Source organism: Pseudomonas sp. GM41(2012) (genome assembly GCF_000282315.2).
Lineage (GTDB): Bacteria > Pseudomonadota > Gammaproteobacteria > Pseudomonadales > Pseudomonadaceae > Aquipseudomonas.
Map to the genome: position 1 here is coordinate 1,190,864 of NZ_AKJN02000007.1, position 26,047 is coordinate 1,216,910.

29 protein-coding genes are annotated in these 26,047 nt (G+C 59.3%); 17 read left to right on the forward strand and 12 right to left on the reverse strand.

Annotated features, from left to right (window positions below; translation table 11 throughout):
- Nucleotides 1–189 precede the first annotated feature (189 nt).
- The 6 genes from hemA (at nucleotide 190) to PMI27_RS09130 (ending at nucleotide 5,553) form a co-directional block, all read left to right on the forward strand.
- Nucleotides 190–1,479: a glutamyl-tRNA reductase gene (gene hemA / locus PMI27_RS09155; RefSeq protein ID WP_008153422.1), complete on the forward strand. Its 1,290-nt coding sequence runs from the start codon at nucleotides 190–192 to the stop codon at nucleotides 1,477–1,479.
- Complete coding sequence (prfA, locus tag PMI27_RS09150; RefSeq protein WP_008153421.1) at nucleotides 1,476–2,558, forward strand: peptide chain release factor 1; 1,083 nt, start codon at nucleotides 1,476–1,478, stop codon at nucleotides 2,556–2,558. The genes hemA and prfA overlap by 4 nt, the downstream gene beginning before the upstream one ends.
- Nucleotides 2,559–3,389 carry a peptide chain release factor N(5)-glutamine methyltransferase gene (prmC, locus tag PMI27_RS09145; RefSeq protein WP_008153419.1) on the forward strand — a complete coding sequence of 277 codons (831 nt, stop codon included), beginning with the start codon at nucleotides 2,559–2,561 and terminating at the stop codon, nucleotides 3,387–3,389.
- A complete protein-coding gene (locus PMI27_RS09140) occupies nucleotides 3,383–4,138 on the forward strand; it encodes a molybdopterin-synthase adenylyltransferase MoeB (RefSeq protein ID WP_008153418.1) in 756 nt (251 codons plus the stop codon). The genes prmC and PMI27_RS09140 overlap by 7 nt, the downstream gene beginning before the upstream one ends.
- Nucleotides 4,131–4,922, forward strand: a complete 792-nt coding sequence (gene murI / locus PMI27_RS09135; RefSeq protein ID WP_008153416.1) for a glutamate racemase — start codon at nucleotides 4,131–4,133, stop codon at nucleotides 4,920–4,922. Before PMI27_RS09140 ends, murI begins: the two co-directional genes overlap by 8 nt.
- 112 nt (nucleotides 4,923–5,034) lie before the next feature.
- Nucleotides 5,035–5,553 (forward strand): acyloxyacyl hydrolase, encoded by a 519-nt coding sequence (locus PMI27_RS09130; protein WP_008153415.1) that lies wholly within the window; start codon nucleotides 5,035–5,037, stop codon nucleotides 5,551–5,553.
- A 180-nt stretch (nucleotides 5,554–5,733) separates the two neighbouring features.
- On the opposite strand, the gene PMI27_RS09125 is transcribed toward PMI27_RS09130, so the two are convergent.
- From PMI27_RS09125 to PMI27_RS09100, 6 genes are all read right to left on the reverse strand, one after another.
- Nucleotides 5,734–6,039 (reverse strand): YkgJ family cysteine cluster protein, encoded by a 306-nt coding sequence (locus PMI27_RS09125; protein ID WP_008153413.1) that lies wholly within the window; start codon nucleotides 6,037–6,039, stop codon nucleotides 5,734–5,736.
- Nucleotides 6,040–6,173: 134 nt separating this feature from the next.
- Entirely contained in the window at nucleotides 6,174–6,953 is a 780-nt protein-coding gene (locus PMI27_RS09120; protein WP_008153412.1) for an SDR family NAD(P)-dependent oxidoreductase, read from the reverse strand.
- 13 nt (nucleotides 6,954–6,966) lie between these two features.
- Nucleotides 6,967–8,412, reverse strand: a complete 1,446-nt coding sequence (gene phrB, locus PMI27_RS09115) for a deoxyribodipyrimidine photo-lyase (RefSeq protein WP_150113562.1) — start codon at nucleotides 8,410–8,412, stop codon at nucleotides 6,967–6,969.
- 34 nt (nucleotides 8,413–8,446) lie between these two features.
- Nucleotides 8,447–9,388: a MerR family transcriptional regulator gene (locus tag PMI27_RS09110; protein ID WP_008153408.1), complete on the reverse strand. Its 942-nt coding sequence runs from the start codon at nucleotides 9,386–9,388 to the stop codon at nucleotides 8,447–8,449.
- A gap of 10 nt (nucleotides 9,389–9,398) precedes the next feature.
- Nucleotides 9,399–10,358: a 2-thiouracil desulfurase family protein gene (locus tag PMI27_RS09105; protein ID WP_008153407.1), complete on the reverse strand. Its 960-nt coding sequence runs from the start codon at nucleotides 10,356–10,358 to the stop codon at nucleotides 9,399–9,401.
- Nucleotides 10,359–10,490: 132 nt separating this feature from the next.
- Entirely contained in the window at nucleotides 10,491–11,477 is a 987-nt protein-coding gene (locus tag PMI27_RS09100) for an NAD(P)/FAD-dependent oxidoreductase (protein WP_008153406.1), read from the reverse strand.
- 196 nt (nucleotides 11,478–11,673) lie between these two features.
- Here PMI27_RS09100 and PMI27_RS09095 point away from each other — a divergent pair, with 196 nt between their 5' ends.
- Both PMI27_RS09095 and hemH read left to right on the forward strand, forming a co-directional pair.
- Entirely contained in the window at nucleotides 11,674–12,576 is a 903-nt protein-coding gene (locus tag PMI27_RS09095) for a TIGR01777 family oxidoreductase (protein WP_008153405.1), read from the forward strand.
- A 13-nt stretch (nucleotides 12,577–12,589) separates the two neighbouring features.
- A complete protein-coding gene (hemH, locus tag PMI27_RS09090; RefSeq protein ID WP_008153404.1) occupies nucleotides 12,590–13,612 on the forward strand; it encodes a ferrochelatase in 1,023 nt (340 codons plus the stop codon).
- Nucleotides 13,613–13,723: 111 nt separating this feature from the next.
- On the opposite strand, the gene PMI27_RS09085 is transcribed toward hemH, so the two are convergent.
- Nucleotides 13,724–14,998, reverse strand: a complete 1,275-nt coding sequence (locus PMI27_RS09085) for a uracil-xanthine permease family protein (protein WP_008153403.1) — start codon at nucleotides 14,996–14,998, stop codon at nucleotides 13,724–13,726.
- Between the two features lie 2 nt (nucleotides 14,999–15,000).
- Complete coding sequence (upp, locus tag PMI27_RS09080) at nucleotides 15,001–15,639, reverse strand: uracil phosphoribosyltransferase (protein ID WP_008025893.1); 639 nt, start codon at nucleotides 15,637–15,639, stop codon at nucleotides 15,001–15,003.
- 163 nt (nucleotides 15,640–15,802) lie between these two features.
- Between upp and PMI27_RS09075 the strand changes: the two genes are divergently transcribed.
- The 4 genes from PMI27_RS09075 (at nucleotide 15,803) to PMI27_RS09060 (ending at nucleotide 17,846) form a co-directional block, all read left to right on the forward strand.
- The gene (locus PMI27_RS09075; RefSeq protein WP_008153401.1) at nucleotides 15,803–16,360 is read left to right on the forward strand and encodes a hypoxanthine-guanine phosphoribosyltransferase; all 558 of its coding nucleotides are present in this window, start codon (nucleotides 15,803–15,805) and stop codon (nucleotides 16,358–16,360) included.
- 4 nt (nucleotides 16,361–16,364) lie between these two features.
- Complete coding sequence (locus PMI27_RS09070) at nucleotides 16,365–16,838, forward strand: WbuC family cupin fold metalloprotein (RefSeq protein WP_008153399.1); 474 nt, start codon at nucleotides 16,365–16,367, stop codon at nucleotides 16,836–16,838.
- A 171-nt stretch (nucleotides 16,839–17,009) separates the two neighbouring features.
- Nucleotides 17,010–17,495: a hypothetical protein gene (locus PMI27_RS09065; protein ID WP_008153398.1), complete on the forward strand. Its 486-nt coding sequence runs from the start codon at nucleotides 17,010–17,012 to the stop codon at nucleotides 17,493–17,495.
- A 63-nt stretch (nucleotides 17,496–17,558) separates the two neighbouring features.
- Nucleotides 17,559–17,846 (forward strand): PA4642 family protein, encoded by a 288-nt coding sequence (locus tag PMI27_RS09060; RefSeq protein ID WP_008153397.1) that lies wholly within the window; start codon nucleotides 17,559–17,561, stop codon nucleotides 17,844–17,846.
- Between the two features lie 136 nt (nucleotides 17,847–17,982).
- Here the strand turns inward: PMI27_RS09060 and mqo are convergent, their stop codons facing one another.
- Both mqo and PMI27_RS09050 read right to left on the reverse strand, forming a co-directional pair.
- The gene (gene mqo / locus PMI27_RS09055) at nucleotides 17,983–19,491 is read right to left on the reverse strand and encodes a malate dehydrogenase (quinone) (protein WP_008153396.1); all 1,509 of its coding nucleotides are present in this window, start codon (nucleotides 19,489–19,491) and stop codon (nucleotides 17,983–17,985) included.
- 740 nt (nucleotides 19,492–20,231) lie between these two features.
- Nucleotides 20,232–20,465, reverse strand: a complete 234-nt coding sequence (locus PMI27_RS09050; protein WP_008153395.1) for a hypothetical protein — start codon at nucleotides 20,463–20,465, stop codon at nucleotides 20,232–20,234.
- Nucleotides 20,466–20,667: 202 nt separating this feature from the next.
- On the opposite strand from PMI27_RS09050, the gene PMI27_RS09045 reads away from it, so the two are divergent.
- Together PMI27_RS09045 and PMI27_RS09040 are read left to right on the forward strand one after the other, a co-directional pair.
- Complete coding sequence (locus tag PMI27_RS09045) at nucleotides 20,668–21,252, forward strand: YajG family lipoprotein (RefSeq protein WP_008153392.1); 585 nt, start codon at nucleotides 20,668–20,670, stop codon at nucleotides 21,250–21,252.
- A gap of 336 nt (nucleotides 21,253–21,588) precedes the next feature.
- On the forward strand, nucleotides 21,589–21,873 hold the full coding sequence (locus tag PMI27_RS09040; protein ID WP_008153391.1) for a hypothetical protein: 285 nt from the start codon (nucleotides 21,589–21,591) through the stop codon (nucleotides 21,871–21,873).
- Between the two features lie 125 nt (nucleotides 21,874–21,998).
- Here PMI27_RS09040 and PMI27_RS09035 read toward each other — a convergent pair whose 3' ends face one another.
- Entirely contained in the window at nucleotides 21,999–23,162 is a 1,164-nt protein-coding gene (locus tag PMI27_RS09035; protein ID WP_008153389.1) for a 1-acyl-sn-glycerol-3-phosphate acyltransferase, read from the reverse strand.
- Between the two features lie 142 nt (nucleotides 23,163–23,304).
- On the opposite strand from PMI27_RS09035, the gene PMI27_RS09030 reads away from it, so the two are divergent.
- The 3 genes from PMI27_RS09030 to PMI27_RS09020 are packed head-to-tail and all read left to right on the forward strand — an operon-like array spanning nucleotide 23,305 to nucleotide 24,419.
- Nucleotides 23,305–23,487, forward strand: a complete 183-nt coding sequence (locus PMI27_RS09030; protein ID WP_008153387.1) for a CPXCG motif-containing cysteine-rich protein — start codon at nucleotides 23,305–23,307, stop codon at nucleotides 23,485–23,487.
- Nucleotides 23,488–23,499: 12 nt separating this feature from the next.
- Entirely contained in the window at nucleotides 23,500–23,760 is a 261-nt protein-coding gene (locus PMI27_RS09025; protein WP_008153386.1) for a putative signal transducing protein, read from the forward strand.
- A gap of 35 nt (nucleotides 23,761–23,795) precedes the next feature.
- Complete coding sequence (locus PMI27_RS09020) at nucleotides 23,796–24,419, forward strand: SOS response-associated peptidase (RefSeq protein WP_008153385.1); 624 nt, start codon at nucleotides 23,796–23,798, stop codon at nucleotides 24,417–24,419.
- Between the two features lie 772 nt (nucleotides 24,420–25,191).
- Here PMI27_RS09020 and PMI27_RS32530 read toward each other — a convergent pair.
- Nucleotides 25,192–26,034 (reverse strand): methyl-accepting chemotaxis protein, encoded by an 843-nt coding sequence (locus PMI27_RS32530; protein WP_370695251.1) that lies wholly within the window; start codon nucleotides 26,032–26,034, stop codon nucleotides 25,192–25,194.
- Between the last annotated feature and the right edge of the window lie 13 nt (nucleotides 26,035–26,047).

Here is a 26,047-nt window from a genome sequence, read left to right on the forward strand (position 1 = left end):
AGGTCATTGGGACAATCGTAGGAGCTGCCGCAGGCTGCGATCTTTTGATCTTGCCTGTGCGGCACCTTTGAAACCTGAAAAGATCGCAGCCTTCGGCGGCTCCTACAGGGGCGATAGATATCGAATAGTTGTTCTGGCTCTGTCGAAGTAGGACAATTGCCGGCTTCACGTCACCATCAGCGACCTTGAATGGCCTTCCTTGCACTCGGTATTAACCACAAGACTGCTTCAGTAGACGTCCGCGAGCGCGTGGCCTTTACCCCTGAGCAGCTGGTGGAGGCTTTGCAGCAGCTCTGCCGACTCACCGACAGCCGCGAAGCTGCGATCCTCTCCACCTGCAATCGCAGTGAACTCTATATAGAACAGGATCACCTTTCGGCGGACGTCATCCTGCGCTGGCTGGCCGATTATCACCATTTGAGCCTCGAAGAGCTGCGCGCGAGCGCTTATGTGCACGAAGATGATGCGGCAGTTCGTCACATGATGCGGGTGGCATCCGGGCTCGATTCGCTGGTGTTGGGCGAACCGCAGATTCTCGGCCAGATGAAATCGGCCTACGCCGTGGCCCGCGAGGCCGGCACCATCGGTCCGTTGCTCGGGCGGCTGTTCCAGGCCACGTTCAATGCGGCCAAACAGGTGCGCACCGACACCGCTATCGGCGAGAACCCGGTATCCGTGGCGTTTGCCGCGGTCAGTCTGGCAAAACAGATTTTCAGCGACTTGCAACGCAGCCAGGCCTTGCTGATCGGTGCCGGCGAGACCATCACCCTGGTCGCCCGCCACCTGCACGAATTGGGTGTGAAACGCATCGTCGTCGCCAACCGCACCCTGGAGCGCGCGAGCATTCTGGCCGAGCAGTTCGGCGCCCACGCGGTGTTGCTCTCGGACATCCCGGCGGAACTGGTGCGCAGCGACATCGTTATCAGCTCCACCGCCAGCCAGTTGCCGATCCTGGGCAAGGGCGCGGTGGAAAGCGCCTTGAAACTGCGCAAGCACAAGCCGATCTTCATGGTAGACATCGCCGTCCCCCGGGATATCGAGCCGGAAGTCGGCGAACTGGACGACGTTTACCTGTATAGCGTCGACGATCTCCACGAAGTGGTCGCCGAGAACCTCAAGAGTCGCCAGGGCGCAGCCCAGGCGGCGGAAGAGATGGTCTCGGTGGGTGCCGAAGATTTCATGGTTCGCCTGCGTGAACTGGCGGCGGTGGATGTGCTCAAGGCCTATCGCCAACAAAGCGAGCGCCTGCGCGACGAAGAATTACAGAAGGCTCAGCGCATGCTGGCCAACGGCAGCAGCGCCGAAGACGTGCTGGTGCAGCTGGCGCGGGGCCTGACCAACAAACTCTTGCACGCACCGAGCGTGCAGTTGAAAAAGCTCTCTGCCGAAGGCCGCCTCGATGCGCTGGCCATGGCCCAGGAACTCTTTGCCCTGAATGAGGGCTCATCGGATAGCTTTTCGGATAAAAAACCGCAATGAAAGCGTCACTGCTCAATAAGCTGGACATCCTCCAGGACCGTTTCGAGGAATTGACCGCCTTGCTTGGCGACGGCGAAGTCATTTCCGATCAGGCCAAATTCCGCACCTATTCCAAGGAATACGCGGAAGTCGAACCGATTGTCGAAACCTATAAACAGTTGCTCAAGGTACAAAGCGATCTCGAGGGCGCTCAGGCGCTGCTCAAGGACAGCGACCCGGACATGCGTGAAATGGCCGTGGAAGAAGTCCGCGAAGCCAAAGAGCAACTGATCGACATCGAAGCCAGCCTGCAACGCATGCTGCTGCCCAAGGATCCGAACGATGGGCGCAACGTGTTCCTCGAAATCCGCGCTGGCACCGGCGGTGACGAGGCGGCGATTTTCTCCGGCGACCTGTTCCGCATGTATTCGCGTTACGCCGAGCGTCGCGGCTGGCGGGTGGAAATCCTCTCGGAGAACATCGGTGAACACGGCGGCTTTAAAGAAGTCATCGCTCGCGTCGAAGGCGACAACGTCTACGGCAAGCTGAAATTCGAATCCGGTGCCCACCGCGTACAACGGGTTCCCGCTACCGAATCCCAGGGTCGCATCCACACCTCGGCCTGCACCGTAGCCGTGTTGCCCGAGCCGGACGAGCAGGAAGCAATCGAGATCAACCCCTCGGATTTGCGCATCGATACCTACAAATCCTCCGGTGCCGGTGGTCAGCACGTTAACAAAACGGACTCGGCGATCCGCATCACGCACTTACCGTCCGGTATTGTCGTCGAGTGCCAGGAAGAGCGTTCCCAGCACAAGAACCGCGCCCGGGCGATGTCCTGGCTGTCGGCCAAGCTCAATGATCAGCAGACCAGCGCCGCCGCGAACGCTATCGCCAGCGAGCGTAAGTTGCTGGTCGGTTCGGGCGATCGCTCGGAGCGGATCCGCACGTACAACTTTGCCCAGGGGCGGGTCACCGACCACCGGGTCAACCTGACGCTGTATTCCCTCGACGAAATCCTCGCGGGTGGCGTCGATGCGGTGATCGAGCCGTTGCTGGCCGAATACCAGGCCGACCAATTGGCAGCGATAGGTGAGTAAATGACGATCATTGCCAGTTTGTTGCGCGCCGCCGACCTGCCAGATTCGCCCTCCGCGCGCCTGGATGCGGAATTGTTGCTGGCCGCTGCGTTGGGCAAGTCCCGCAGTTTTTTGCACACCTGGCCCGAGCGTATCGTTCCAAGCGAAGCGGCGCTTAAATTTGCCGAGTATTTGCAGCGCCGTCGTGGCGGTGAGCCAGTGGCTTACATCCTCGGTCAGCAAGGTTTCTGGAAGCTTGATCTGGAAGTGGCGCCGCACACGCTGATCCCGCGCCCGGACACCGAGCTGTTAGTGGAAGCGGCGCTTGAACTCCTGCCAGCCACACCTGCCAAGGTCCTCGACCTCGGCACCGGCAGCGGCGCCATTGCATTGGCCCTGGCCAGCGAGCGTCCAGCCTGGAAGGTGACCGCCGTGGATCGCGTGCTCGAAGCCGTGGCCCTGGCCGAGCGCAATCGCCAGCGCTTGCATCTGAACAACGCCACCGTGCTGAGCAGTCATTGGTTCAGTGCGCTGGAAGGTCAGCGTTTTCAGCTGATCATCAGCAACCCGCCTTACATTGCCTCCGCCGATCCGCATCTGGTGGAAGGCGATGTGCGCTTCGAACCGGCCAGTGCCCTGGTGGCCGGCGTCGATGGGCTCGACGATCTGCGTCTGATCGTCGCCCAGGCGCCGGATTATCTGGAAGCGGGCGGTTGGCTGATGCTTGAACACGGTTACGATCAAGCTACTGCGGTACGCGATTTGCTGCTGACCCGCGGCTTTGAAGAAGTCCACAGCCGCACCGATCTGGGCGGTCACGAACGTATCAGCCTGGGGCGCCTGCCGTGCTGAATGATCAGGAATTATTGCGCTACAGTCGACAGATTCTGTTGCAACACGTCGACATCGACGGCCAGTTGCGACTGAAAGAAAGCCGCGTGTTGATCGTCGGCCTCGGCGGCCTCGGCTCGCCGGTTGCGCTGTATCTGGCTGCCGCCGGCGTTGGCGAGTTGCATTTGGCGGACTTCGACACTGTCGACCTGACCAACCTGCAACGCCAGATCGTTCACGACACCGACAGCGTCGGCCTGAGTAAAGTCGATTCGGCGATTCGCCGACTGACTGCAATCAACCCCGAAATTCAGTTGATCGCCCATCGCACCGCGCTGGACGAAGATTCCCTGGCCGCCGCCGTGGCTGCTGTGGATCTGGTGTTGGACTGTTCCGACAATTTCTCCACCCGCGAAGCGGTCAACGCTGCGTGTGTCGCCGCCGGCAAACCTCTGGTGAGCGGCGCAGCGATTCGGCTGGAAGGGCAGTTGTCGGTGTTTGACCCGCGTCGTCCTGAAAGCCCGTGCTACCACTGTTTATATGGTCACGGCAGCGAAGCCGAACTGACCTGCAGCGAAGCTGGCGTCGTAGGGCCATTGGTTGGCCTGGTGGGCAGCCTCCAGGCGCTGGAAGCCATGAAGTTGCTGGTGGGTTTCGGCGAGCCGCTGGTGGGGCGCCTGTTGTTGATCGATGCCTTGGGCTCGCGCTTTCGCGAATTGCGGGTCAAGCGAGATCCGGGCTGCAGCGTTTGTGGTTCGAAGCATGCGTGAAGCGCCGATTGGCGTGTTCGACTCCGGCGTCGGTGGGCTTTCGGTGCTGGCCGAGATCCAGCGTTTGCTGCCCAACGAATCACTGTTGTATGTCGCCGATTGCGGGAATATTCCCTACGGCGAGAAAACCCCGGAATTCATCCGTCATCGCTGCAGCGTGATGGCCGGTTTTTTTCAGCAGCAGGGCGCCAAGGCCTTGGTGCTGGCCTGCAACACGGCGACGGTCGCTGGCGTTGCCGACTTGCGACGCGATTATCCCGAGTGGCCCATCGTCGGCATGGAGCCGGCGGTCAAACCGGCCGCTGCCGCCACCCGCAGCGGTGTGGTCGGTGTGCTCGCCACCACCGGCACCTTGCAGAGTGCCAAGTTCGCCGCGTTGCTCGACCGTTTCGCCACCGATGTGCGAGTCATCACCCAGCCGTGCCCCGGCCTGGTGGAGCTGATTGAAAACGGCGATCTGCACAGCGAGGCATTGCGCCAGTTGCTGGCCAGGTATGTCGAACCGCTGCTCGGTGCCGGGTGCGACACGATAATTCTTGGCTGCACGCATTATCCCTTCCTAAAGCCGTTGCTTAAGCAGATGATCCCCGATGACATCAGCTTGATTGATACCGGTGCCGCTGTAGCACGGCAACTTCAGCGATTGTTGGCCGAGCGGGAATTGCTCGCCGAGGAGCCTGCACGTGCTGCGCAGTTCTGGACGAGTGCCGATCCGGAGCATTTCAGAAATATCTTGCCAATACTGTGGAATACCGCTGGTGTTGTGCGAAGCTTCAAGGAGTAAACAAAACTCGGGGCAAACGAGTAATTGGGGTGAGCTTCTAATTAATCGTCGACTTCTATAGCGTCAAGCAACAAAAAAACCATACGAAATCGTTCGGAAAAGGATGTTTCTAATGAAGCGACTATCCTGCTTGGCCGCGATTGCGGCCGCACTGATGGGGCACAGTTTTACCGCACAGGCGGCAGGCGTGGAGTTCGCGGTCGGCCAGACTAGCGACTCGACCATGACCTATCGACTGGGCATGCAATTCGATTGGGACAAGAGCTGGTTGCAGAGTGATATCGGTCGTGTGACCGGTTACTGGAGCGGTGCCTACACCTATTGGGAAGGCGACACGACCTCCAGCAACCACAGCCTGTCGTTCTCGCCTGTGTTTGTTTACGAGTTTGCCGGTCAAAACGTCAAGCCGTACCTGGAGGCCGGGATTGGCGTGGCGTTGTTCTCTCATAGCGAACTTGAAAACAACAACCTCGGTGGTGCTTTTCAGTTCGAAGACCGATTCGGCTTTGGTCTGCGCTTTGCGGGCGGACATGAAGTCGGGATTCGTGCGACGCACTACTCCAATGCCGGTCTTAACAGTTACAACGACGGCGTAGAAAGCTACTCGCTGCACTACACGATGCCGCTCTAAGCCTTGGCGCTTTTAATGTGGGAGCGATCCATGTGGCGAGGGGATTTATCCCCGTTCGACTGCGAAGCAGTCGTAAACGCGGTTTAACTTTGAAATGCCGGGGCTGCTCTGCAGCCCAACGGGGATAAATCCCCTCGCCACACAGGCTCGCTCCCACATTTGATTTTGGTGCCTGCTTGTTCACCGATACGCCGTGGTAATCCCTTGGCGTTCGTCGATGCATTCTGGTGCGCCCATCTCGAACTCCCGGCAGATCAACGGGCGTTTTTCATAGATGGTGCACATCATCGTGTTGCGATCCAGCGCGGCGCACCAGCCGTCATCCAGACGCAGCATGACCTCCCCACCCCAGTCATCGGTATCGATAAAACGTTCGGGCACGCCCGTGTCCGTGATCAGCATGACTTCGAGCTGACAGCAGCAAGCTGCGCAGGTCGAGCAGGTGACCGCAGGCTCGGCGATTTGCGTATGGGGAATGGTTTTCATGGCGCCCAGTGTAAGGCAGTGAGCCGGTGCTGTGTGAAAGGCCTGACGGACGCTTGGTTGCCGGGTTCGAACAGGGTGATCTTATGGCTGCGATTCAGCAGCCAGGTGCGATCAGCCTTGAGATGCGGGTGATTTCACGGCTGGTCCTTGATCGGCGGATTGCTGCGCACCATGCGTTTGCCGATTGCCAGTTTTCCTCGGTTGGGTATTGTCGACAATGGCCAGAGGTCGGCCATGAACAACGCCGGAAAGGCTATCTCCAGCGGACGATTCTTGAGTTCAGCGAAGATGTAGCGTGCAGACTTGTCCGGCGGCCAGTTGAGTGGCATGGGGACGTTTTGCGCCGTCAGCGGCGTCTCGACAAACCCCGGGCTGACCACGGTGACTTCGATGCCTTCCGGCGCAAGATCAATTCGCGACGATTCAAACAGGTAACGCAGCCCGGGCTTTGAGGCACCATGCGCCTCGGACCGTGGCAGCGGCAGGTAGGTAACCGAGCTGGCGACGCCCACCAGATACGGCGCGGTGCCTGCGCGCAAAAGCGGCAGGGCAGCCTGGATGCAATAGCTGCTGGCAAGCAGGTTGGTGCGCACTACGTGCTCGACGATCGACGAATCGAACTGCTGAACGTCGACGTATTCGCAAGTGCCGGCGTTGAGAATAACTGTGTCCAGAGCTCCCCACGCCTCGGCGATCTGTTCGCCGATTTCTCGCACGGTCTGGCTGTTGGTCAGGTCACCGGCCACCACCAGCACTTGCCCCGGATAACGCTGGGACAAGACTTTGAGTGGCGCCACCAAGCGAGCGCTCACCGCGAGGTGAGCACCGGTTTTCAGTATTTCTTCGGCTAGCGAGGCGCCAATGCCGTTGCTGGCACCTGTCAGCCAGTAGCGCCGTGGAGGTGTAAAACTCATCCCATTCTCCTTTTCAGTCAGGCAATCGCCCGGCGTGTTCTTTTGATGGCAGATTCTTGAACGCGGCCAGCGCCCGTTGGCGAGAGCTGCTCAGATTGACGATCGGCGACGGATAATCCGCCACGCCGAACAGGCCGCTAAGGTTCGCCGGGTTGTGCACATCCTTCTTGTTCAGCCCGGCCAGTTCTGGCAGCCAGTGCTTGATGAACAGCCCCTCGCTGTCGAATTTCTCCGACTGGCTCAGCGGGTTGAAAATCCGGAAGTAGGGCGCTGAATCGGTGCCCGTGGACGAACTCCACTGCCAGCCACCGTTGTTCGCCGCCAGGTCGCCATCGATCAGATGACGCATGAAAAAACGCTCGCCTTCACGCCAGTCAATCAGCAGGTTCTTGGTCAGGAACATCGCCACCACCATGCGCAGACGGTTGTGCATCCAGCCGGTTTCAAGCAATTGGCGCATGGCCGCGTCGATAATCGGCAGGCCGGTACGGGCCTCTTGCCAGGCCAGGAGTTCATCCGGGGCATCGCGCCAGGCGAGGGTTTCGGTTTCCGGTCGGAAGGCGCGATGACGCGAGACTCGTGGGTAGCCCACCAGAATGTGTTTGTAGAATTCACGCCACAGCAATTCGTTGATCCAGGTGACGGTACCGACCTTGCCACTTTCGAACTCGCCCTGATTGCTTTGCAGCGCGGCGTGCAGACACTGACGGGGGGAAATCACCCCGGCGGCGAGATAGGCCGACAGCTGACTGGTGCCGGGTTTTGCCGGGAAATCGCGTTCGCTTTTGTAGTCGTCAATCTGGGCGTCGGCAAAGGTGTCGAGGCGACGGTGGGCTTCGGCTTCACCGGCAGGCCATAGACGGCGCAAACTGTCGCTCGGCGTTGCGAAGCCTTCAACATTTGATGGGATCTTGTCGCTGCTGATCGCCAGCGGCGCCTGCGCGGCGGGTGCTGCGACCCGCTTCGGTAACGACCCGCGCAGGCGGTCGTAACACACCTTGCGGAACTGGCTGAAAACCTGAAAGTAAGTGCCCGTTTTGGTCAGTACGGTGCCCGGTTTTAACAGCAGTTGATCAAGGTAGCTAAAAAAGTCGATGCAATTGGCTTTCAGTGTTTCGGCCACGGCTGCGTCACGACGGCTTTCATGAATGCCGTACTCCTCGTTGACGTGCACCACGCCAATCTTCAACTGTTGGCAAAGATCGAGCAGCACCCTGGGTGCCTCATCCCAGCGAGATGCCTTGCGGATCAACAAGGGAATGTTCAGCTCATCCAGCGCGCCGCGTAACTCGCTCAGGTTGCGCAGCCAGAAATCCACTTTGCACGGCGCGTCATCGTGCTCCAGCCATTGCTCCGGGCTCAGCAGATACACCGCCACAGTCGGGCCGCGGGCTGCGGCGGCCGAGAGGGCGGTGTTGTCCTGTAGGCGCAAGTCGCTGCGCAGCCAGATCAATTGCACAGAGGAGTCCGCACGATTCATTAAAAATTCGCCATTAAATGAGCCCACGCTGAACCAGGCCCTGATGAGCGGCTAACGGATCTTCAGCCAGGAACAAATCAGTAATCTTGAACGTTCGTGCGGACAACTCGGTGTGGTGGATGCATACCGTTGGTCCGGCAATCATTTTTGGGCAACTGACACCATTCAAAAGTTTCGGCAGCTGCGAAAGATTCATCGCCTTGCTGGAATACAGCAGTACGCCGCGGGCTTGCAGATGATCGACCGCCAGCGCGAGTTCGCCAGCGGGGAGCGGCCAGTCAAACACTTCCACCGGGCAATCGGCGCTGCTGATCAACCAGGCGGTCAGCCACAGGTGAGGTTCCAGTGGCAGGTCCGAGTGATTGATCAACAACAGTGGCGCGGTGCGTAACTGACGGTTGTTATGGTAGATGCGTGCGCCAAATTTGCTGCGTAACCAGGAATAAAAAAACACTTGCTCCATCTGCGCGCCGAACTGGCCTTGCCAGCGTTGCTCCAGTTCAGCCAGCAATGGCATCAGCAGTTGTGCGCACAAGGTCCGTGGTGGATACAGCGCCATGGCCTGATTGACAGTGTCATCAACGGTGCGTTCGTTCAGTTGAGTGACCGCTTGCAGCAGCGTATGGCGCAGCACTTGCCAATCGCTTTCGACGGATTCGGTAAAGGCCTGCGGGGTGTCGAGCAGTGGCTTGACCTGGCTGACGGCCACGCCACGGTTGAGCCAGGTGAGGATCGTCAGGATGCGTTGAACGTGTTCGGCAGAGAACAGTCGATGACCCTTTGGCGTGCGTTGCGGCATGATCAGGCCATAACGCCGTTCCCAGGCTCGCAGGGTGACGGCGTTGACACCGGTCTGCCGCGCGACCTCACGGATCGGCAGCCAGCCGTCGTCGAGGGCTTTCTTGAAGTCGGCGCCGAGGTCTTCGCTGGCGCTGGTGTCGAGTGGGCTTTTCATTGGATTGGCATTAGATCGCGTTTCGCAGGCTGAGATTTTCCGGATGCGGTTGCAGGTAAACCTGTTGTGCAATGTAGGGATCCGGGTGTTGACGGAAGTAGTGTTTGAGCAGCGTCAACGGCACCACCAACGGCACGATGCCGTGGCGGTACTGACCGATGACGTGTTGCACTTCCTGTTTGTCTTCAGGGCTGATGGCCTGTTTGAGATAGCCACTGATGTGTTGCAGGACGTTGGTGTGGGTGCGGCGGGTGGCGCATTTCTTCAAGGCTGCCATCAGCTCGCTGAAGTAGCGTGGGCCGAGTTCGTTCGGGTCGGTCTGGCCCATGTTGCCCAGCAGGTTACCCAGGGTTTTGTAGTGCACCGGGTTGTGGGCCATCAGCAGGTATTTGTAGCGCGAGTGAAAGTCCGTGAGGCCACGGCGAGTCAGGCCGTCGCGCAGCAACTGCTGCCAGGCACTGTAGGCGAACACGCGGGTGAGGAAGTTTTCTCGCAGCACCGGGTCGTTGAGTCGGCCGTCTTCTTCCACCGGCAAATCCGGATGCCGCGCGCAGAACGCCTGGGCGTAGATACCACGGCCACCACCGTCCACCGGCACACTGTTGGCGTGGTAGACCTTGACCCGATCCAGGCCGCATGACGGGGATTTCTGCATGAAGATGTAGCCGCAGATGTCGCCCAGTTCCGCGGCCATTTTCTGACCGTACTCGGCGAGCGGCCGGGTGACATTGAGTGTTGTGTTAACGGTACCGATAGCTTCTGGATGTTGTGGATCGCCCACCAGACGGATTGGTTCACGGGGAATGCCGAGACCGATGGCGACTTCCGGACAGACCGGGACAAAATCGAAATAGTCCGTGAGGGTGCGACTGCACAGCCGCGACGCCTTGTGCCCACCGTTGAAACGCACTTCTGCGCCCATCAGGCAGGCGCTGATGGCGATCTTCGGTTTCACGGTGACGTGGGGCATCGGAGCACCTCGAATCTAAACCTGTACAGACTGTTCGGTCTGTACAACATAACTTCATCATAGATTCAAAGGTGTACAAGTCAAATTCTTTGTATAGGTTTTACCGTCGGCCTCCTACCAGATCGATGCGGTTCACTGCAGATGCGCGTGCAAGCGGCGGGCGGCTTCCTGGCCGCTGAGCCAGGCGCCTTCGACACGACCGGACAAGCACCAGTCGCCACACACATAAAGGCCCAGATCGGCATCGGCCAGGGCTCCCCATTCATGGCTGCTGGCGGGTCGAGCGTAGAGCCAGCGGTGGGCGAGGCTGAAGGTCGGGGCGGGCATGGCGTCGTGCAGCAATTCGGCAAATGCGCCGTGCAATTGCTCGATCACCGCTTCCTTGGACAGGTCGATATGTTGCCGGCTCCAGGCACTGGTTGCATGCAGCACCCATGTATCGAGGGTGTTATCGCGCCCGGGTTTGCTGCGGTTGCGAGCCAGCCAGTCGAGTGGACTGTCCTGTACGAAACAGCCTTCCATGGGCGTATCCAGCGGTGTCTCGAACGCCAGCGCGACAGCCCAGGTCGGGTCCATTTTCACCCCGGCGGCGGCACCGGCGAGTTTCGGTGCGGTGGCCAGCAGTGCAGTCGCCTGAGGCGCCGGCGTGGCGATGATCACATGACTGAACGGGCCGTGGGTGAAGCCTTCGGCGTCCTGCAGATGCCAGTGCTCCTCGCCGCGATAGACCTCGGTAATGCGGCAGGCGAAATGCACTTCCAGGTCGCCGAGCAGGCCGCGGGTGATGGCGCTCATGCGCGGCGTGCCGACCCAGCGAGTCTGTTCGTCCGGCGACAGGCTGAGCTGGCCGCCATGGTAGGTGTAGAGCTGCGGCATCCATTCAGCGACCCAGCCGTTGCCTTGCCAGCGCTGGACTTCCGTGACGAAGCGGCGATCGCGGGCGGTGAAATATTGCGCGCCCATGTCCAGAGCCCCCGCATCGCTGCGCTTGCTTGACATGCGTCCGCCACTGCCGCGGCTTTTATCGAAAAGTTGAACGACGTGCCCGACCTCTGTCAGGGCCTGGGCGGCGGAGAGCCCGGCGATGCCGGTGCCGATGATTGCGATAGGTACAGTCATAGGGGCCTCGTTTACCTTTCTGTACAGACTACGCCGTGGTTGAAACCTGTACAATATTGTTTTTTGGTATAACTTTTAGCGTTCTCGTTCTGACAGCTTGGCCTATTGTTAAACACAGAGCCTGCCCGATACCAAAGATCCCTGCTTATAAAAATAGACTAGTGATCAAGGTAAAACGCCACGCGAGGAAGAAGTCATGCACATATTGCTGACCGGCGGTACTGGTTTGATAGGACGTCAGCTCTGCCGACACTGGTTGAGTCAGGGACATCGTTTGACTGTCTTGAGCCGCACACCTGAAAAGGTCGCGAAAATTTGCGGTGCGCAGGTGCGGGGAATCGCACTGTTCGAGGACCTTAGACAAGAAACGGTTGATGCCATTATCAATCTGGCGGGCGCACCGATTGCCGACCGGCCATGGACGTCCAAGCGCAAGGCGCTGCTCTGGAGTAGCCGGATCACGCTGACCGAAACGATGCTGGCCTGGCTCGAAAGCCGCGCGCAGAAACCGCAGGTATTGATTTCGGGCTCTGCTATTGGCTGGTATGGCGACGGCGGGGAACGCGAATTGACCGAGAAATCTCCACCGGTCATCGATGATTTCGCCAGCCAGTTGTGCATTGCCTGGGAAGAAACAGCCCAGCGCGCCGAGGCGTTGGGCATTCGCGTGATTCTCATCCGCACCGGGCTGGTGTTGTCGGCCGAGGGCGGCTTTTTGTCGCGGCTGTTGCTGCCGTTCAAAGTGGGACTGGGCGGGCCTATCGGCAGTGGCCGGCAGTGGATGCCGTGGATCCATATCAACGATCAAATCGCCCTGATTGATTTTCTTCTGCATCAGGAAGACACCAGTGGTCCTTATAATGCCTGCGCGCCCAAGCCGGTGCGCAACCGCGAGTTCGCCAATACGTTAGGCAGCGTGCTGCACCGCCCGACGTTCATGCCCATGCCGGCCCTGGCGTTGAAGGTGTGTCTGGGCGAGTTGTCATTGCTGTTGCTGGGTGGCCAGAAGGCCGTACCGGCTCGCTTGCTGGAAGCGGGTTTCACTTTCCAGTTCACTGATTTGCGCGCGGCTCTGGACGACCTTTCCAACCGCCTTTGAAATAGGACGTTGCATGACCGATCACGCATTGCTTCTGGTCAATCTGGGCTCACCGGCTTCCACCTCGGTGGCGGATGTGCGCAGTTACCTCAATCAATTTCTGATGGACCCGTATGTGATCGACCTGCCATGGCCGGTGCGACGCTTGCTGGTGTCGCTGATCCTGTTCAAGCGCCCGGAACAGTCGGCCCACGCCTACGCCTCGATCTGGTGGGAGGAGGGCTCGCCGTTGGTGGTGCTCAGCCGTCGCCTGCAACAGGCCATGACTGCCCAGTGGCGTCACGGGCCGGTGGAACTGGCGATGCGTTACGGTGAGCCGTCGATTGAGTCGGCGCTGGTGCGACTGGCGGCCCAGGGTCACAAGCGGGTCACACTCGCACCGCTCTATCCACAGTTCGCCGACAGCACCGTGACCACGGTGATCGAGGAGGCCAAGCGGGTGGTGCGCGAAAAGCAGCTGGATGTGCAGTTTTCGATTCTCCAGCCGTTCTACGATCAACCGGAATACCTTGATGCACTGGTGGCCAGCGCCAAGCCGCATTTGCAGCAGGATTACGATCACCTGCTGTTAAGCTTTCACGGATTGCCGGAGCGGCATCTGAAGAAGCTCAATCCCGGCCACAGTTTTGAGGGGGGCGGCGATTGCTGCGCGGGTGCCCCCCCGGAAGTGGTCGCGACCTGTTATCGCGGGCAATGCCTGCGTACGGCGGCAGAGTTTGCCAAACGCGTGGGATTGCCGGACGGCAAGTGGTCGGTGTCGTTTCAGTCGCGTCTGGGGCGGGCCAAATGGATCGAACCCTACACCGAAGCGCGCCTTGATGAGTTGGCGGGAATGGGCGTGAAGAAAGTGCTGGTGATGTGCCCGGCGTTCGTTGCCGATTGCATCGAGACGCTGGAAGAGATCGGGGATCGCGGCAAGGAGTTGTTCCGCGAGGCGGGGGGAGAGGAGTTGGTGCTGGTGCCGTGTCTTAACGACGATCCGCAGTGGGCGCGGGCGTTGAGCACCTTGTGTGAACGAGCGCCGTTGGCGTTGTAAGCCCAAAAGCTTCGCGGGCAAGCCTCGCTCCTACAGGATGTCATCGTTCCATAGATCGACACAAAACCTGTAGGAGCGAGGCTTGCCCGCGATAGCAATCTCAAGATCGGCTTACAGCAGTGACTCATTCGCCTTCTTGTGCTTCCAGCTGTCATTACCCGGCAGCAACAGGTTCAGCGCAATCGCCGTCACCGCGCACAGCGCGATGCCTTTGAGGCCGAAGTCGTCCGGCCCTGTGCCGGTGCCGACCAGTACGCCGCCAATCCCGAACACCAGGGTCACCGAGACAATCACCAGATTGCGTGCTTCGCCCAGATCGATCTTGTGGCGAATCAGGGTGTTCATGCCCACCGCCGCAATCGAACCGAACAACAGGCACAGAATCCCGCCCATCACCGGCACCGGAATGCTTTGCAGCAGCGCGCCGAACTTGCCGATGAACGCCAGGCTGATGGCGAATATCGCCGCCCAGGTCATGATCTTCGGGTTGTAGTTCTTGGTCAGCATCACCGCGCCAGTCACTTCGGCATAGGTGGTGTTGGGTGGACCGCCAAACAGGCCGGCTGCGGTGGTGGCAATGCCATCGCCGAGCAGGGTGCGGTGCAGGCCGGGTTTCTTCAGGTAATCGCGACCGGTCACGCTACCGACAGCGATCACGCCGCCGATGTGCTCGATGGCCGGAGCCAGGGCCACCGGAACGATGAACAGAATCGCCTGCCAGTTGAATTCCGGCGCGGTGAAGTGCGGGATTGCAAACCACGGTGCAGCAGCAATTTTCGCGGTATCAACGACGCCGAAATAAAACGCCATCGCAAAACCCACCAACACGCCCGAGATGATCGGCACCAGGCGGAAGATGCCTTTACCGAACACCGCGACGATCAGGGTGGTCAGCAGCGCGGGCATCGAGATCAGCATTGCGGTCTGATAATGAATCAGTTCGGTGCCGTCGCCAGCCTTGCCCATTGCCATGTTGGCGGCGATCGGCGCCATGGCCAGGCCGATGGAGATGATCACCGGGCCAATCACCACGGGTGGCAGCAGGCGGTCAATGAAACCGGTGCCTTTGATCTTCACCGCAAGGCCAAGGAAGGTGTAGACGAAACCGGCCGCCATCACGCCGCCCATGGTCGCCGCGAGACCGAATTGGCCCTTGGCGAGAATGATCGGGGTGATGAAGGCAAAGCTCGACGCCAGGAACACCGGCACCTGACGCCCGGTGACGATCTGGAACAGAATCGTCCCCAGGCCTGCGGTGAACAGCGCCACGTTCGGGTCGAGGCCGGTAATCAACGGCATTAACACCAGAGCGCCGAAGGCCACGAACAGCATCTGCGCACCCGACAGCACCGTGCGCCAGAGCGGATCGTTGAACTCTTGCTGCATGCTCAAGCGTCCTTCTGCTTGGTGCCGAAGATCTTGTCACCGGCATCGCCCAGGCCTGGGATGATGTAACCGTGTTCGTTCAGTTTTTCGTCAATGGACGCGGTGTAGATGGTCACGTCCGGGTGAGCCTTCTCTACGGCGGCAATGCCTTCAGGGGCCGCCACCAGCACCATTGCGCGGATATCCCGGCAACCGGCCTTTTTCAGCAGGTCGATGGTCGCGACCATGGAACTGCCGGTGGCGAGCATCGGGTCGATGATCATCGCCAGGCGTTCGTTGATTTCCGGGACCAGTTTTTCCAGGTAGGTATGAGCCTGCAACGTTTGTTCATTGCGGGCCACGCCCACGGCGCTGACTTTGGCGCCCGGGATCAGGCTCAGCACGCCTTCGAGCATGCCGATGCCGGCGCGCAGGATCGGTACTACAGTAATTTTCTTGCCGGCGATTTTCTCGACCGACACCGTGCCGCACCAGCCTTCGATGTCGTAGCTTTCCAGCGGCAGATCTTTGGTGGCTTCATAGGTCAGCAGGGCACCGACTTCCTGAGCGAGCTCACGGAAATTCTTCGTGCTGATGTCGGCGCGGCGCATAAGACCGAGTTTATGGCGGATCAGCGGATGGCGGATCTCGAGGATGGGCATGGGAAAGGCTCCGGCGGCGGGCAAAAAAACCGGCCTAGATTAATCTATCCGAGGGTGTTGTCCTATAGACATTCAGAACGTTAGTCCACAAACGCTTGATCTGGCCTCGCTTGATGCGTACCTTTGCCCGCTTTTCCTGAACCGCCACCCCCTGGAGAACGCCATGTCCGCTGATCTCGAGCATATCCGTCAAATCATGCGAGAGGCTGACTGCCTGTACACCGAAGCTGAAGTCGAGGCGGCCATCGCCCGCGTCGGTGCACAAATCAACGACCAGCTGGCTGAAAGCAATCCGGTGGTGTTCTGCGTGATGAACGGCGGGCTGATTTTCTCCGGCAAGCTGCTGACCCATCTGAACTTCCCGCTGGAAGCGTCCTACCTGCACGCCACTCGTTATCGCAACGAAACCAGCGGCGGCGACCTGTTCTGGAAAGCCAAGCCGGAAGTGTCGTTCCTCGACCGCGACGTGCTGATCATCGACGACATCCTCGATGAAGGTCACACCCTGGGCGCGATCATCGACTACTGCAAACACGCCGGCGCCCGCGCTGTGCACACCGCCGTGCTGATCGACAAGGACCACGACCGCAAGGCTCGCCCGGACCTGAAAGCCGATTTCGTCGGCCTGCCATGCATCGACCGTTACATCTTCGGTTACGGCATGGACTACAAAGGCTACTGGCGTAACGCCAACGGGATTTTTGCTGTTAAAGGCATGTAAGAAAATGACCGCTCCGAGCTTTCTCGATCAAACCCTGTTCGCTGAATTGGCCGAGAAAGCCGCAGCCAATCCTCGCGGGCGTCAGCATCACAACTTCCATCAGATGGAAGACGCCTGTCATCGCATGGTGGTTGGCTTGCAGCCTGACACCTATATCCCGCCTCACCGGCACTTGGGGGAAAACAAGGCTGAAACCTTGTTGGTCCTCAAAGGGCGACTGGGTGTGTTGATCTTCGATGAGTCAGGCGCGGTGGTGAACAAACAAATCCTGCAGGCCGGTGGCGACTGTCTCGGCGTGGACCTGCCAGCCGGTGTGTTCCATAGCCTGGTGGTACTGGAAACGGACAGCCTGATGTTCGAGTGCAAGGCGGGCCCGTATCGCCCGGTCGGTGAAGGTGAGCTTGCTCACTGGGCGCCGCGCGAAGGCGAGCCTGGTGTGGCTGAGTATCAGGCGTGGATGCGCGCGCAGTTCGATTGAACACATACCCTGTGGGAGCGAGCCTGCTCGCGATAGCGGTCTGAGTGACACACTTATGCTGGATGTGCCGACGTAATCGCGAGCAGGCTCGCTCCCACAGTGGATCGCGTCCACAGAAGTAATTTCAAATACCCATGCTAGAGTGCTCGGCCTCGCCCTCCGGAGTCTGTCATGAGCCTTTTGATCCGTAGCTGCGCCGCCCTGTTGCTGACCGTCAGCCTGCCGCTGGCGGCCGCCCCGGCGCCGATGCACGCGCAGTTCCTGCCCCCGGATGACCTGACCCTGCGTGACGCGGAGCCCGAGCAGCAACAGCTGTTGCAGGTTACCGAGTACTCGGTGGTGGTCGGCAGTCAACGTCAGTCCAACCAACAGCCGATTCCGGTGACCTCACCATTGCTGATCCGTCTCAAGGGCAAATCCTTGAACAAGGGCGCGACCATCAACCAGGTGCTGGTCAATTTCGATGGCGAAAGCAAAAGCCTGAAAAAGCCGATCTACGACGACAAGAGCAAAACCCTGACGCTGTTTTACCCGATGGCCCAGTACCGGGTGGTGATCGACTTGTTGCGCAATGACACGGTGTATTGCCAGTTCCTCAGCTACGCCAACGGTCATGTCTGGGCCGATCTGCACACGGGCGCTGTTCGTCCGCGTTGAGCCCGGTGGCAAGGGAGGGGTAAACTGCCCGCCCCGTGAAATGTCTGCGAGCTGGAGTCGGCAATGCGTAAAGATAAGAAGCAAGTGATTGGTGACGAGATCGGCGATGAGCAGATCAAGCTGTTCCTCGATTTCGAACCGGTCGACGCCACGTCGCCGTCGCTGCACAAGCTGATCAAGGCCTACCGCGGCCTGCGCATCGATGACTTCGGGCGTTTTCTGACGTTCTTCGTCGAAGCCGGTCTGGATCTGGACGGCAAGGATGAGCACGGCAATGACTTCGTCGCCCTGATCAAGGATCAGCGCAACGCGGCCGAGTACATCGAACTGATCGAAAAGGCTCGCGGCTAACATGCATTTGTAGGAGCACGGCTTGCCGGCGATGGCGTCCTTGAAATCGCCATCGCCGGCAAGCCGTGCTCCTACAGAAAGGCATAAAAAAACGCCCCGCTCTCAATGAGGACGGGGCGTTTTTTATGCGGCCGAATCAAGCGTAGCTTTCGGTCTCGTTGCTGGCTTCAACCAGTTCCAGCGCGACGTTGTTCTGCACATTGATCTTGCGATACAGCGCAGCGTCGGTTTCCAGGACTTTTTCCCGCGCCGGGAAGATTTCCGCCAGTTTGGCCGCCCATTCGCCTTTGGCTTTGTTCGGGAAGCATTTTTCGATCAGTTCCAGCATGATCGAAACGGTCACCGACGCACCTGGCGAAGCGCCGAGCAGGGCAGCAAGGGTACCGTCCTTGGCCGCGACCAGTTCGGTACCGAACTGCAGAACGCCACCCTTTTTCGGGTCTTTCTTGATGATCTGCACCCGTTGGCCGGCCACTTCCAGGCGCCAGTCTTCGGCTTTCGCTTCAGGGTAGAAGCGACGCAGCGAGTCCAGACGCTGCTCCATCGACTGCATCACTTCGCTGACCAGGTACTTGGTCAGGTCCATGTTGTTTTTGGCCACGGCCAGCATCGGGCCGATGTTGCCAGCGCGAACCGACATCGGCAGGTCCATGAAGGAGCCGTGCTTGAGGAACTTGGTGGTGAAACCGGCGTAAGGTCCGAACAGCAGGGACTTCTTGCCATCGACTACGCGGGTGTCCAGGTGCGGCACCGACATCGGAGGCGAACCCACCGCCGCCTGGCTGTAGACCTTGGCCTGGTGGTGTTTGACCACTTCCGGGTTGTCGCAACGCAGCCACTGGCCGCTGATCGGGAAGCCGCCGAAGCCTTTGCTTTCTTCGATGCCCGAAGCTTGCAGCAGCGGCAGTGCCGCGCCGCCAGCGCCGAGGAACACGAATTTCGCGTCGACGTCACGGGAATTGCCGCTGTTGACGTCCTTGATGCTGACGGTCCAGCCGCTGCCGTTACGCTTGAGGCCGGTCACGCGCTTGCAGTACTTGACCTGGGCATCGGGTGCGCTGGTCAGGTGCTTGAGCAGTTGATTGGTCAGGGCGCCGAAGTTGACGTCGGTGCCGTTCATGACGCGGGTGGCGGCGACGACTTCGTCAGCCGGCCGGCCAGGCATCATCAGCGGCATCCACTCCGCCATGGTGGCCTTGTCTTCGGTGTATTCCATGTCCGAGAAGGCGTGGTGCTTGCTCAGCGTCTTGAAGCGTTCCTTGAGGAAGGAAACGCCATCGTCGCCCTGCACGAAGCTCAGGTGCGGCACCGGGCTGATGAACGTCTTGCACGAGCCGAACGTATTTTTCTTGGTCAGGTAGGACCAGAACTGCTTCGACACCTCGAACTGGGTATTGATGTGCACGGCTTTCTTGATGTCGACGGTGCCGTCGGCGGCCTGCGGCGTGTAGTTGAGCTCACACAGCCCGGCGTGACCGGTACCGGCGTTGTTCCACGGGTTCGAACTCTCCGCGGCACCGGAATCCATCAGCTCGACGACTTCCAGCTTGATCGCGGGGTCGAGCTCTTTGAGCAGTACAGCGAGGGTGGCACTCATGATGCCGGCCCCAACCAGTACTACGTCGACTGCTTCGTTATGCGCCATTTAACGCGTCTCCAAAATCTGCAGCACCAAATTGTCGGCATGGCTGCCAGGTGTTCAGGGGCGTGTCAGTGATGCCCCAGGTACTCATGGCAGTATCGCCATGTCCGAATCTTCGCAATTTTTTGCAACTTCGACGGACGCTACCGGCCGGGTCTAAAAGAGTTACATGAACTCACTTCAACGCGCGGCTGGCAATTCGACTTATGGTCGATACATCCGTTTGTGCAACCAAATCCGTAGAGGACAGGCTTCAGGATCCGGTGTTCGAGGCGTACTCGGTCCTGTGTCGTTGGGCTGTTTCAGACGCTAATGGTGCATATTCAGACGCAAAACTATTCATTTGCTCGCCACACTCTTGTGAAGTTGTGAAAACCCGTTTTTTTCACGCTCTTTTGAAGACGTGAACCTCAAAAAAGGGCTGCCCCAGCCTGGCACCGTGCCCGGATGGATTGCCGCCATGGGATACATGACAGGCAAAACGGGCAAACAGCTCAGTGACCGAGCGTAATGACAGCTCTGCAGATTCGCGAAAAGTGGGGGTTTTGCTCAAGGAACAGCAAGCGCGCCAGCTTCACTCGATCTGTGTGGGCGGCTCTCTGTAGGGCGGTGCGGGGTGTCAATACAAGCGCATTGACGATGCTGCGAGGCCCGATCAGGAGACGTCCTTATAATCGGGGGGAGATTGTAGCGAAGAAACGCAGGGAAATGGTCGTGTTTAATGACTTTTATTAGGTGTTCGGTCAGGTGGTCAACAGTTGCTGAGCCCGCGCACGTGGCTGGCGCTGGCTGACACGGGCGCTAGGGGGCAAGGGGTGGTGTAACCAATTCAGACGGATTTCTTCGATTTCGACCCAGTCATCGCCCATGGGCTGAAGGCTGCACTGTTTGAACGCCTGGCAGTGGCCGTTGCGGTCGAGCAGGGCGAAGCAGCGATGCAGAGGGCGAGGATTGAACAGCGAGATGAGATAGCGCATGGCGAAGTACCTTGTAGGTGACTGCTATGAAGATAGCCAGCAAACCGTGACGAGCAAGTGTATGGGCGGTGACATCTCTGTGACAGGAACCCGATTCCCAAGGGTTTGTCAGACATTTCAGTAATCACTGAAGGGCTCTAGTTAGCCGCAGTGGCGCACCGCTATACTGCGGGCCTTAGTGCCTGATTCTGGAGAGAAGCGCATGTTGCAACGCCTGTTGTTCGGTTTGATCACTGTGACCAGTTTGACCCTGGTCGGCTGCGCCCACAGCCCGCAACAACTGAATCCGGAGCCCAAGCTGACGGCTCAGCTGGCACCGGTCGGCCATGGTCAGCCGGTGGTGGTGCGTGTGGTGGACGGTCGTCCGTCGCCGACTCTGGGCACCCGTGGTGGCCTGTACCCTGAGACCAGCGCGATCACCGTGCAGGGCGCGCAGATTCTGCCGAAGTTGCAGGCTCAGGCCGAAGCGGCCGTGCGGTTGTTGGGTTTTACGCCAACCAACAATGCACCGAATGCACCGCAAATCACCGTGACCCTGGCCGAGCTGAAGTATCAGTCGCCTAAAGAAGGCATGTATGTGACTGAAGCCACCATTGGCGCGACGTTCCGCTCCGATGTGCAGAATGCCAACCGTCGTTACAGCGGTCGTTATGGTGCGTCCCTGGATCAGCGTTTTGGTATGGCGCCGAATCAGGAAACCAACACCAAGCTGGTCAGCGATGTGTTGAGCGATGCGTTGACGCGTCTGTTCAAGGATCCGACGATTGGTCAGATTCTCGGCGAGTAAACGTTCGCTGGATTCAAAAAAGCCCGGTGCCAGCAATGGCCCCGGGCTTTTTCGTGCCGACCGATTTTCTCGAGTTCACCCGACCCCCTGTAGGAGCCGAGCTTGCTCGCGATGGCGTAGTGTCAGACGACATCAATGTTGAAGGTTAAACCGCTATCGCGAGCAAGCTCGGCTCCTACAGGGGATCTGCGGAATGACGGCGTCGTGACACAGGACAGGAATGGGTCAAATGGTTCGTTATTTGTCGGAAAGCAAGGGCAGGAGGTGAGGCTTTCGGTAGAATTCGCGCCGCGGTCGTCGGTTCGGCGTCTGCCACCTGTTTTGCTGAGGTCCGTGATGTCGTTGCATTTGATTTCGCTGTTTACCAACCATCCTGCCAAGTTGATCAACCTGTTGGCCTTGTTGCTTGCCTTTCCGGGCGGCTGGTTGCTGCATGCCACTCGTCGCCGCGAACAGCGCGCGCTGGCCATTCTCGAAACGCAAAGCCAGAGCCGTCGTATCGATGAACCGACGTTGATGCTGGATGGGGCGACCTTGCGCATGAACCGGTTTTTCTATCGATTCGGTTTTGCCTGCCTGGGGTTGGCGCTGCTGGTGTCGTGGATCAGTACGCGCTTCTGACTCTCTAAAAGCAAAAGATCGCAGCCTCGTTTCACTCGACAGCTCCTACAGAGGATAGCGTTCGCCCTGTAGGAGCTGTCGAGTGAAACGAGGCTGCGATCTTTTGATCTTGCTTCAAAAAAACCTTACAGCGGCAAACCTGCTTTCACACGGTACTGATTGCGCACTGGCGTCGCGTATTGCAGGACCATGAACGGACGATGCTCCTCAGGGCACGCGTCCAGACGCTGTTGCCATTGCTCCTGAGCCTTGGCCAGTTCGTCGGCCGCGAACACTTCAGAGGCTTTCGGCACCGGCAATTGCGGGTCGGCGTCTTTCCACTGGGCGTAGGCCAGGTAGTGCACCGGGAACAGGCGATAGCCGCCGAGGATTTGCCGGTCCATCTCGATCGCCAATTGCTTGGTGTCATCGAACAGCTCGGTGATCGGCGAGGCGAAGTTCACATGCACCCGGCCCTTGTAGCCGGTGATGCCCTTGGCGATGCTCACATCGTCCTCGCCCGGTACTTTTGTGTAGCTGCCGGTGGTGGCGCGGATGAACAGCTCGCGAGCCTTGGCTTGATCGCACGGGTCATATTCGTAGCTGATCGACACCGGGGTGAGGTTCAACGACTGAATGACTTCGCCGAACGGCTCGTCCTTGCGGCTCATGTGGAACATCTTGAGGATGGCCGACTCGGTACGGTCGTCGCCGTCCTTGGCCCGTCCTTCGGCCTGGGCGATCCAGATCGAGGCGCAATCGTTGCGGATCGAGTGGTTGATGTAGGCCGACAGCAGCTGATACGCCGCCATCTTCTCGCGTCGACCGGCGATCGAACGGTGCACGATAAAGCTCTTGTTCAGGCGCATCAGATCGCTGACGAAGGGCTTTTGCAGCAGGTTGTCGCCGATCGCGATGCGCGGTGTCGGCAGGCCGGCGTGGTACACGGCGTAGTTGACGAAGGCCGGGTCCATTACGATGTCGCGGTGGTTGGCGATGAACAGGTAGGCGCTGCCGGACTTGAACTGCTCGACGCCGGTGTACGTCACACCGTCCGTGGCTCGCTCGATGGTATGGTCGACGTACATCTCGACTTTATCCTGCAACGTGGCCACCGACGTCACGTCGGCGAACTCACGGCGCAGCCGATGAGCTATAAGAGGTTTGAGCATCCAGCCGAAAGCACCGGCAAAACGCGGGAAGCGGAAGTGGATGAGGATATCTAGAAACGCCTTGTCGCCGAGCAGCCGGTCCAGCACCGCAGGGACTTCGCTGTCATTGTAAGGTCGGATGGCATCGAATTCGCCCATCATGCTCTCTTGTTAGAAACGGCTAGGGTAAGTAAAGGTTTTGATCGAAATACAACGGGGTACGGTCTGAAAAGTTAGCCAGACAAAAATAGCCCTGCAAATAGACCGGCGATTATACGCACAAGTCACCTGGGAGACCGCGATGCTGGAAACCGAGCGCTACGAATGTCCGTATTGTGGTGAAGAGGCTGAGGCCGTTCTGGACTTGTCCGGTGGCGATCAGACCTATATCGAAGACTGTCCGGTGTGTTGTCGCCCCATCACGTTTGTCCTGCAGACTGACGGTCAGGAATGGTTGCTCGAAGTTCATAGCGAAAACGAATGAAAGGGGCACCCCATGCAGCGAATCTACGAGCCGGAAAACCTCATGGAAGGTGAGTTGCTGCAAAGCATGTTGGCCAGCGAGGGCATTGAAGCGCATCTGGTGGGGCGCGATTTGCTCGGTGGCAGCGGCGAATTGCCGATCTTCGGCCTGCTGGGCCTGTCGGTCGATAACGACGAGGCCGAGTACGCCCGTGAGCTGATCACCGCGTACAATGCCGCGCTGCCACTGCCCGGCGATGAACCGGAAAGTTTTCCCGGCACGCTGGTCTGTTAGGCTGACGTTCGTTTTATCAAGAGTCGTGTTGCCCCATGTGTGGACGTTATGCCCTGTTTCGCTGGAACCCCGCCTTCGCGGCCCTGCCTGGCTTCCCCGCCGGTCAGCAGGCCCAGTGGAATATTTCTCCCAACGATTCGGTGTTGATGCTGCGCGCTGGCGTTGAGGGTCAGCGCGAGTTGGCCCGCGCGCGTTGGGGGCTGACGCCGCCATGGCTGACCGATTTGTCCCGTACGCCAGCCCATGCCCGGGCTGAAACCGTTGCCGAACAACCGATGTTTCGCCAGGCCCTGCGCGAACGCCGTTGCCTGCTGCCGGCCAATGGTTTTTACGAATGGCGCGGGACCACACGCAAGCGTCCGTATTGGCTGACACCGGGGGAGGGCTCGACGCTGTTCTTTGCGGCGATCTGGGAAGCGTATCCGGTGCAGGAGCAGGTGTGGCTGAGTACAGCGGTGATCACGCAACCGGCGGCGAGTCAGCGCCGGCCGTTGATTCTCGATGCGGCGGGGCAGGAGGCGTGGCTCAATCCCGAAACGCCGTTGCATGCCTTGCAAGCGTTACTCGCCAGTGAACCCGCGGCGTTGCGCGAGCGGGTGTTGGCGAATCTGGTGAATGATCCGAAGCTCAATGGGCCGGAGTGTCTAACGCCGGGTTGATGAACCGTGAGTGTCTTCAAATATTTGTCAGGTTCAAAATCGACCCCTCACCCCAGCCCTCTCCCCACGGGGGAGAGGGGAAAGGGAGACGATCTCGGTTGCTTTCAGAACCTGAGATCGGCTCGGTAATTCAGGTCGATGTAGCTCCAAGAACACCTCGGTCAGTCCCCTCTCCCTCCGGGAGGGAGAGGGGAAAGGGAGACGATCTCGGTTGCTTTCAGAACCTGAATTCGGCTCGGTAATTCAGGTCGATGTAGCTCTAAGAACACCTCGGTCAGTCCCCTCTCCCTCCGGGAGGGAGAGGGGAAAGGGAGACGATCTCGGTTGCTTTCAGAACCTGAGATCGGCTCGGTAATTCAGGTCGATGTAGCTCCAAGAACACCTCGGTCAGTCCCCTCGCCCTCCGGGAGGTAGAGGGGAAAGGGAGACGATCTCGGTTGCTTTCAGAACCTGAGTTCGGCTCGGTAATTCAGGTCGATGTAGCTCCAAGAACACCTCGGTCAGTCCCCTCTCCCTCCGGGAGGGAGAGGGGAAAGGGGGACGATCTCGGTTGCTTTCAGAACCTGAGTTCGGCTCGGTAATTCAGGTCGATGTAGCTCCAAGAACACCTCGGTCAGTCCCCTCTCCCTCCGGGAGGGAGAGGGGAAAGGGAGACGATCTCGGTTGCTTTCAGAACCTGAGATCGGCTCGGTAATTCAGGTCGATGTAGCTCTAAGAACACCTCGGTCAGTCCCCTCGCCCCTTGGGGAGAGGGTTAGGGTGAGGGGGCTCTTCAGACCTTGAACTGATTGATCAACCGCCGCTGCTGCTCAGCCAGCTTGGTCAGGTCCGCACTCGCCGCACTCGACTCATCCGCTCCGCCCGCCACTTCATTGGCCACTTGCCCGATGTTGATCACGTTACGGTTGATGTCGTCAGCCACCGCACTCTGTTCCTCGGCCGCACTGGCAATCTGGGTGTTCATGTCGTTGATCACCGACACCGCCTGAGTAATCGTCTCCAGCGCCTCGGCCGCTTTCGCCGCGTGCTGCACGCTTTCGTCGGTACGGTTCTGACTGTCCTCCATCACCCGCACCACATCGCGCGTGCCTTGTTGCAGTTGCTGAATCATGGTCTGAATTTCTTCAGTGGCTTTCTGAGTCTTCTGCGCCAGGTTGCGCACTTCATCGGCCACCACCGCAAAACCGCGTCCCTGTTCGCCAGCTCGTGCCGCTTCGATGGCCGCGTTCAAGGCCAGCAGGTTGGTCTGTTCGGCGATCCCGCGAATCGCTGTCAGGATCGCATTGATATTCTCGCTGTCCTTGGCCAAGGTTTGCACCACGCCGACGGCCTTACCGATTTCTATCGCCAGCACGCCAATCGAGTTCGACGTATCGCGCACGATTTGCATGCCCTGCGCTGCTGCCTGATCCGCGTGACTGGCGGCTTGCGCAGCCTGAGTCGCGTTGCGCGCCACGTCCTGAGCGGTCGCTGTCATTTCATGCACCGCAGTGGCCACCTGATCAATCTCGGCCATTTGCTTGTGCACGCCGATGTTGGTGCGGATGGCGATGTCGGCGGTGTGTTCCGACGAATCACTGACGCTCTGCACCGAAGTCACCACCTGGGTGATCATCACCTGCAACTTG

What these genes read in the sequence shown, in the direction of transcription:
- PMI27_RS32530 (WP_370695251.1), bottom strand. Translation starts at nt 26,034, where the DNA reads ATGATCACCCAGGTGGTGACTTCGGTGCAGAGCGTCAGTGATTCGTCG.
- PMI27_RS09020 (WP_008153385.1), top strand. Translation starts at nt 23,796, where the DNA reads ATGTGTGGACGTTATGCCCTGTTTCGCTGGAACCCCGCCTTCGCGGCC.
- PMI27_RS09110 (WP_008153408.1), bottom strand. Translation starts at nt 9,388, where the DNA reads ATGAAAAGCCCACTCGACACCAGCGCCAGCGAAGACCTCGGCGCCGAC.
- PMI27_RS09040 (WP_008153391.1), top strand. Translation starts at nt 21,589, where the DNA reads ATGTCGTTGCATTTGATTTCGCTGTTTACCAACCATCCTGCCAAGTTG.
- PMI27_RS09085 (WP_008153403.1), bottom strand. Translation starts at nt 14,998, where the DNA reads ATGCAGCAAGAGTTCAACGATCCGCTCTGGCGCACGGTGCTGTCGGGT.
- PMI27_RS09075 (WP_008153401.1), top strand. Translation starts at nt 15,803, where the DNA reads ATGTCCGCTGATCTCGAGCATATCCGTCAAATCATGCGAGAGGCTGAC.
- mqo (WP_008153396.1), bottom strand. Translation starts at nt 19,491, where the DNA reads ATGGCGCATAACGAAGCAGTCGACGTAGTACTGGTTGGGGCCGGCATC.
- PMI27_RS09125 (WP_008153413.1), bottom strand. Translation starts at nt 6,039, where the DNA reads ATGAAAACCATTCCCCATACGCAAATCGCCGAGCCTGCGGTCACCTGC.
- PMI27_RS09060 (WP_008153397.1), top strand. Translation starts at nt 17,559, where the DNA reads ATGCGTAAAGATAAGAAGCAAGTGATTGGTGACGAGATCGGCGATGAG.
- PMI27_RS09050 (WP_008153395.1), bottom strand. Translation starts at nt 20,465, where the DNA reads ATGCGCTATCTCATCTCGCTGTTCAATCCTCGCCCTCTGCATCGCTGC.
- PMI27_RS09105 (WP_008153407.1), bottom strand. Translation starts at nt 10,358, where the DNA reads ATGCCCCACGTCACCGTGAAACCGAAGATCGCCATCAGCGCCTGCCTG.
- PMI27_RS09070 (WP_008153399.1), top strand. Translation starts at nt 16,365, where the DNA reads ATGACCGCTCCGAGCTTTCTCGATCAAACCCTGTTCGCTGAATTGGCC.
- PMI27_RS09065 (WP_008153398.1), top strand. Translation starts at nt 17,010, where the DNA reads ATGAGCCTTTTGATCCGTAGCTGCGCCGCCCTGTTGCTGACCGTCAGC.
- hemH (WP_008153404.1), top strand. Translation starts at nt 12,590, where the DNA reads ATGACCGATCACGCATTGCTTCTGGTCAATCTGGGCTCACCGGCTTCC.
- hemA (WP_008153422.1), top strand. Translation starts at nt 190, where the DNA reads ATGGCCTTCCTTGCACTCGGTATTAACCACAAGACTGCTTCAGTAGAC.
- PMI27_RS09130 (WP_008153415.1), top strand. Translation starts at nt 5,035, where the DNA reads ATGAAGCGACTATCCTGCTTGGCCGCGATTGCGGCCGCACTGATGGGG.
- PMI27_RS09035 (WP_008153389.1), bottom strand. Translation starts at nt 23,162, where the DNA reads ATGGGCGAATTCGATGCCATCCGACCTTACAATGACAGCGAAGTCCCT.
- prmC (WP_008153419.1), top strand. Translation starts at nt 2,559, where the DNA reads ATGACGATCATTGCCAGTTTGTTGCGCGCCGCCGACCTGCCAGATTCG.
- murI (WP_008153416.1), top strand. Translation starts at nt 4,131, where the DNA reads ATGCGTGAAGCGCCGATTGGCGTGTTCGACTCCGGCGTCGGTGGGCTT.
- PMI27_RS09045 (WP_008153392.1), top strand. Translation starts at nt 20,668, where the DNA reads ATGTTGCAACGCCTGTTGTTCGGTTTGATCACTGTGACCAGTTTGACC.
- PMI27_RS09100 (WP_008153406.1), bottom strand. Translation starts at nt 11,477, where the DNA reads ATGACTGTACCTATCGCAATCATCGGCACCGGCATCGCCGGGCTCTCC.
- upp (WP_008025893.1), bottom strand. Translation starts at nt 15,639, where the DNA reads ATGCCCATCCTCGAGATCCGCCATCCGCTGATCCGCCATAAACTCGGT.
- PMI27_RS09095 (WP_008153405.1), top strand. Translation starts at nt 11,674, where the DNA reads ATGCACATATTGCTGACCGGCGGTACTGGTTTGATAGGACGTCAGCTC.
- prfA (WP_008153421.1), top strand. Translation starts at nt 1,476, where the DNA reads ATGAAAGCGTCACTGCTCAATAAGCTGGACATCCTCCAGGACCGTTTC.
- PMI27_RS09030 (WP_008153387.1), top strand. Translation starts at nt 23,305, where the DNA reads ATGCTGGAAACCGAGCGCTACGAATGTCCGTATTGTGGTGAAGAGGCT.
- PMI27_RS09025 (WP_008153386.1), top strand. Translation starts at nt 23,500, where the DNA reads ATGCAGCGAATCTACGAGCCGGAAAACCTCATGGAAGGTGAGTTGCTG.
- PMI27_RS09120 (WP_008153412.1), bottom strand. Translation starts at nt 6,953, where the DNA reads ATGAGTTTTACACCTCCACGGCGCTACTGGCTGACAGGTGCCAGCAAC.